This window comes from Candidatus Bathyarchaeota archaeon (genome assembly GCA_030739585.1).
Taxonomy (GTDB): domain Archaea; phylum Thermoproteota; class Bathyarchaeia; order TCS64; family TCS64.
Genome location: JASLYX010000020.1, coordinates 1 through 5626, shown reverse-complemented (window position 1 = coordinate 5626; position 5626 = coordinate 1). Strand labels below are relative to the sequence as shown.

Annotated in this window: 7 protein-coding genes and 1 pseudogene; 4 read left to right on the top strand and 4 right to left on the bottom strand. The window is 47.5% G+C overall.

Going from position 1 to position 5626, the window contains the following annotated elements; translation table 11 throughout:
* The 4 genes and pseudogenes from QGG23_08320 to QGG23_08305 form a co-directional block, all read left to right on the top strand.
* On the top strand, window positions 1–198 hold a 198-nt coding region (locus tag QGG23_08320), incomplete at its 5' end, for a hypothetical protein (protein MDP6049419.1).
* A 454-nt stretch (window positions 199–652) separates the two neighbouring features.
* Window positions 653–1024 carry a hypothetical protein gene (locus tag QGG23_08315; protein ID MDP6049418.1) on the top strand — a complete coding sequence of 124 codons (372 nt, stop codon included), beginning with the start codon at window positions 653–655 and terminating at the stop codon, window positions 1022–1024.
* A gap of 126 nt (window positions 1025–1150) precedes the next feature.
* Window positions 1151–1831 (top strand): annotated as a pseudogene (locus tag QGG23_08310) (FGGY family carbohydrate kinase).
* A 138-nt stretch (window positions 1832–1969) separates the two neighbouring features.
* Window positions 1970–2281 (top strand): FGGY-family carbohydrate kinase, encoded by a 312-nt coding sequence (locus tag QGG23_08305; GenBank protein MDP6049417.1) that lies wholly within the window; start codon window positions 1970–1972, stop codon window positions 2279–2281.
* A gap of 343 nt (window positions 2282–2624) precedes the next feature.
* On the opposite strand, the gene QGG23_08300 is transcribed toward QGG23_08305, so the two are convergent.
* From QGG23_08300 to QGG23_08285, 4 genes are all read right to left on the bottom strand, one after another.
* The gene (locus tag QGG23_08300; protein MDP6049416.1) at window positions 2625–3074 is read right to left on the bottom strand and encodes a hypothetical protein; all 450 of its coding nucleotides are present in this window, start codon (window positions 3072–3074) and stop codon (window positions 2625–2627) included.
* A 164-nt stretch (window positions 3075–3238) separates the two neighbouring features.
* Window positions 3239–3499 carry a hypothetical protein gene (locus QGG23_08295; GenBank protein MDP6049415.1) on the bottom strand — a complete coding sequence of 87 codons (261 nt, stop codon included), beginning with the start codon at window positions 3497–3499 and terminating at the stop codon, window positions 3239–3241.
* Between the two features lie 477 nt (window positions 3500–3976).
* On the bottom strand, window positions 3977–4936 hold the full coding sequence (locus QGG23_08290) for a hypothetical protein (GenBank protein MDP6049414.1): 960 nt from the start codon (window positions 4934–4936) through the stop codon (window positions 3977–3979).
* A 205-nt stretch (window positions 4937–5141) separates the two neighbouring features.
* On the bottom strand, window positions 5142–5626 hold a 485-nt coding region (locus QGG23_08285; protein MDP6049413.1), incomplete at its 5' end, for a hypothetical protein.

Here is a 5626-nt window from a genome sequence, read left to right as displayed (position 1 = left end):
TCAATAATTATAGGTTTTAGGACCGATGAGGTGCTTTTCAGCCAGCCGCTCCTCCCCCACACACGAGTGGATCAAGCTCAAGACTCACATGATCACCGCCAACTAAGGAGACCCCATGCCTCACAGGGCCTCCATGAACCAGCAGAAACAAAGCATCTCCTAACCCACCCGTCCATCCCAGACTCCAGCCTCAGGTGAAGAAGGCCACACATAACATTCCTAAAACGAAGAATAATACTCGCGCTTGCCCACGCGAATTATGGTATAAAAAACTCGGGTAGATGAGCTTTTTAACTGAAAACATATGTCGCTCACTATAACTCTCAGATTACACTTATTTTACGGTATCGACAAGCCGTTCACCTGATCATTTCCCCGAGATTGACCCTTAACGAGAGTATTTTAAACTAAAATGTAAGTCCTCTCTAACTTCATATAGGATAAATTCACGCACACTAAACGATTAGCAACTATCTATAAATCAAATATCCTACACTCATAGCACCCTAATACCAGTACTATAATACCCAAACCAGTCAAATCAACTATCAAAAGGCACCCGGAACCTGTAAAACGTTTAACGTAAAACGTTCAACAATTCACACTTAACACGTGTGTGTGTTTTTCGTGTTTTTGTGTGTTTAGAGAGAGAGTGAGAGAGAGAAGGGGAGAGAAAGAGAAGGGGTTTGGGTTTGGGGGTATAATTTTATCCCCCTCCAAAGGATATATTCCCATGGCAGGAGCCAACGCCCATCAGCACGTATCAGACCAGGTCTACGAGGACCTCCTCAACAATACCAAGACCGAGCTCCTCGTCCAGCGCAGCGATTACTACCTCAACAAGTTGAAGGGCAAAAAATACCTCATCATCAAGAACGACGAGAAACCGGAAAAACCCAGAGCAAGGTTCCTCGTCCAGTCCATAAACGAGGAAAGAGGTTCCATCCGTGAGGACATATACGGCCAGACCGTCAACGGGATTTATCTGAGGATAGAACTCAAGCTCAGGCAGAAAACAAGATAATTTTTTCTCGTTATAAGAAGAACCTGAGGGTGATAGCAACGGGCGCGCAAGCATCGCCTTTACCGGAGGAGGAAGAAAAAGTGCGGGGAGAGGGATTCGAACCCTAGGAAGCCTGTTCACTACAGGGACGGGGGAACCGCGGGCATGATGGACTGGGTCTTCAAGAAAGTCCCCCACAGGGAGATATTCGAGAGGACCGGCATCCAGTTCATATCCCTGAACACGCTGTACCAAATCGCAAGCCTGGTGAAAAACCACGATTCCATCCTCAAGAAAGCGTTATGCTACCTGGGAATGCCTGATCTTATCCACTACTGGCTCACCGGGGCCAAGACCTGCGAGCTGACCCATGAGACCACGACCCAGATGCTAAACTTGAAGAGTGGAGACTGGGACAGAGAGACCCTGGAGGCATTAGAGGTGCCCACGGACATCTTTCCATTTATTCTTGACCCTGGGACGAGGATCGGAGAGCATCAGGGAGTCCCTGTAGTTGCCCCTGCATGCCATGACACGGCCAGCGCGGTGGTCGCGGTCCCGACCACGACGGAGAACTATACATATCTCAGCAGCGGCACATGGAGCCTCCTAGGCATGGAGCTGGATGACCCCCTGATCAACGACGAGGTATTCGCAGCGAACATGATGAACGCGGGGGGGGAGCCGAAGGTAAGTATAGACTCCTCAAGAACCTGGCAGGGCTATGACTGGAGCAGGAGTGCTGGAGGACCTGTGAGTCCATGGAGAACCGGGGGCTGGAGTATTACATCCGGGAAGCCGAGAAGGCGACACCGTTCACATCGATAATCGACCCCGATCATCCATCCTTCCTCGCCCCTGGAGACATGCCATCCAGGATTAAGGGAATACTGCGACGAGACCGGGAAGCGCGGGCAGAGGATACGCGTCGTGTACGAGAGCCTTGCTCTGAAATAGCGGGTCGTCTTGGAGCAGTTGGTCGAGCTTACAGGGAGAACCGTGGAGTGTATCCACGTGATCGGCGGGGGCGCCCAGAACGCCCTCCTGTGCCAGATGACCGCCGACTCCACAAGGGTTCCCGTTATTGTGAGGCCTGTTAAGGCCACGACTCTTGGGAATGTCATCGTCCAATTGATCTCTTTGGGGCTGATTGATGACGTTAAGCAGGCCCGTGAGGCCTTAGCTGGATCATTGAACGTTGTAACCTACTATCCTGATGAGAATGAGGGTTGGGATTATGGATACCAGTTCCTCAGAGACTTGATGGATTCGGGGTAAGTCTTCCCTAGATTCCTGTCTCCATTCACAATCAAGTGCGTGAGGAGAGGATGTGTATGATTCGTGCACAGATTCCAGGAGAAGGTCAATGGATATAACGAATACTAAGATTGTTAATCATGGTAGACTGGGGGGGATTCACCAATAATTTTGACAGAAACGATTTGTTTAATCTTTTGGCGGGGTACGAACCCTTCTAGAAATGAAAACAAAAGATATATTCTTCGATATATTTCATCTTACCATCTGAAAACCTGAGAAGCCTTCTTCCTCCAACTCTGTTCTCAAGGTTGTCCATGAGGTCATAGAAATAGTCGAGTTAGACAAATCTATCCAAAGTCTATCACGTGCAAGTGAATGGTTTGTTTTCTCTTATGGCGTCCCTTACTGCGCGCGCAATCATTATCCCAGTGGAAGGAGTTAAAACTTTTCGATCGGTGCTCTTGAAAGTTTCAACGACCAAGTTTGCGTAGGTTGATCCTCCTAATGCTACGATACAGGGATATTCAGAAAACCGGTCCTTAACCTGTTCCCTTAAGGTTGATAACTCGATAGGATTGGTTTTGGGAACATCAAATCTAACGTCATAATCTTCAGAGATAATAAAGTCAGGTTCAATGAAACCATATTTCGGTGAGAGAATCACCCATTTATCAGAAAAGGTTTCAGCGTACTCTCGATTTACCTTGAAAGGCGGTCCTGTGTATACATTTTTAGCTAAAGTAGGTCTAGCATTTGGGTTCATTTCCCAGATTTTCCTTCTACCGCTAGGTACAACGACTAAGGATTTCATAAATTGAGTATACGAATATCCTTTAATATATTATTCGATATTCTTTTGTGGGCTACAACTATATTGTTTAATTTTATCAAACAATGGTTTCAGATCATTCAATATAGTTAATATTTCTTTAGGTAGTTTCGTTAAATATTCATTTATTATTTCATCATATATTTTCATATTTCTGCAATTAGATATTTATTTGAGGTGATAGATAATTTATTTTTTCTTTTTGTTTTGACCTCTCTTATTAATATATTAATGTTTTCTTCAAGTTCCGTGATAATCTCATTGCTAGAATCACATGCGCTCGCAATATTTCTCCTGACCTCTTTTTCGCCTACACGGGTTAAATTTTCCAGAATTTTATCAATCCATAAATCACTATACAATTCACAGATATTTTCTATAAATGAAAATTTCTCACCTAACTTCATTTAGGACACAATAATCTTGAAAAAATAAGTTTAACGCTACCGATTCTTATCTGAGAAATTCTCAGCTAACCATATTTATCCACCTTGTGATATTCCATCGTCGCGTTTCAATGCCGGAAGGTCTTCAGTTTAATCTTCATGAGCCTAGGATTACCCAATTTTTCAGCGAGTGCTTTCCGACGATTGGAGAAGGTACTCCTCATGCTTTTTGAACTCACACCCCAAAGAGACTCGTCCAAGCCCTTTTTCTTAGTCAAAGGCGTGAGCATAGAGACTAGTTTCTCTGAGACCTTTACTTGTCGAGGCTTACTCCGCTTAGCTGGAGCGTTTAAAGTAATTATTCTCCGTTCAAGATCGATGTCATCAGGTGTAAGCCGGTTTACTTCGATGGGTCTGAACGCAGTTTCCTTTAAGAGTTGAAGATCAGCATAAAAAAACCCGTTAAGGGCGCGCTTGGTCTTTGTCCATTATGAACCATCAATCTTGCGTTGGCGCGTATTTGAAGTTCACATCATACTGCTCAGCGGGGAGTTCGTAGTCCTCGCACGGGAAAGGGTAGGCGAGCACCCCGGCCGGGAAATCGGCGTCCGGACTATAACATTTCCAGTAGAAAAATGAGCTTGGCTGAACCCAGTGCAGATAGGGGTTCCCGAACCGGGCCATCGGATTCTTCTCCGTGTGGGACACCTTGAACTTGAAGGCTGCCATGGAGTGGTCTCCGACGCTCCCCGCGTACCCGATCACCTCTCCACGCCTCACTAGCCTCCTCATGAGGGCTTCGCACGAGTCGAAGTCCCCCACTTCCCTGAACACGAACGTGTCGATGGTGGAGAGGAGATACCCCTGCATCTGTGAGGCGCCCTCCCACTCCTCGACCCTGTCACAACCCTGGTCCAGACCCTGACCCATCAGCAGCGGCGAACTCTGGAGATGATAGACACCTATGATCATCCCCGGCCAGTCGGGGCTCGCGGACTCGAAGACCAGCTCCAGATCGTCGTAGGGGGACTGAATCTCTCCGTCGGATCGGACCCGATACTCTGCGTTCCTGTTGCTGAACCCTATCAGCACCATGTCTACTGGGGCGAGCACCGGCGTCCCGTGGTCGACCTCAAAGTCCAAGCTGGTCTTATCCGAATAGGGAGGACAGCCTGTGCACCCTCCCTCCTTGGGGCCAAGCGTGACTATCTCAGGGTCCGCACCCGTTCCCACAGCTTCGGGATGAGCGTTGATGCCCTCCATGCTGGGGGGCAGCGAGGTGATCGCGGAGGCACTCGACTCCGGTACTCCCCATGCAGGCTGCCGGCCCAAAGATATCTGAGTCATGATATCGAACTTTGTTGAGATAAAGAGAGCAGCTGCCGCAATGATCACGAGAGCTGCTATCAAGGCGATGACCCCAATCTTCTTCAAAATCCAGTTCCTTCCATCGAACAAACATACCTCAGGATAGTGGTATAATCCTTGCTTAGTGGATTGACTTAGATGATTCTCGGGTTTTAAATTCCCGTTCTTGGTTGGATGCCACTCCTTGGTTAATTCAGGGTGTTTGACTGCTAGGTTGTATTCTTTGCTGGCTTTTTTTCCAGCACAGTATGGACAACCTCTGCCTCTCGCTCTATTATTTGGTTTAGCTTCCCATTCATGCCCTTGGTTGCACTTCCACCAGATTTGTGGCGTACTCGCTCCCTACTATCTGGGTTTGCGCGATTGGCGTTGATTTCATTTCAGCTGCACTTATTGCATCCAGACAAATCCTTTCCCTGAGGTCTCTGTCATCTATTTTTCGGTTGAAGTAGACGTATCCGTTGTTCTCTATTATCTCGTTATTTACACGCTCTTGGAGCATTCGTTTGCATGAACCGTTGCCGTTGAAGATCATGGATCTCCCGAACACGTATGAATACATGCCCTCCTCGACGGTGACAGCGTTTCCGGTATAGTCCCTCACGATCCTGCTCTCCTCGAGCATCTCCTTGAATGAGAGTGGAAACTCGACCGCGTTGGTATGCGATGGTCCGAAGGGCAGGACAGGTTCTTTGTCTTCTCTGCCGTATTTGAAGTGGAGTAAGGCAGACTTGGGGTCCGGAGCGAAGAAGAGCTTGTAGCCGCTCTTGGTAAACCTTT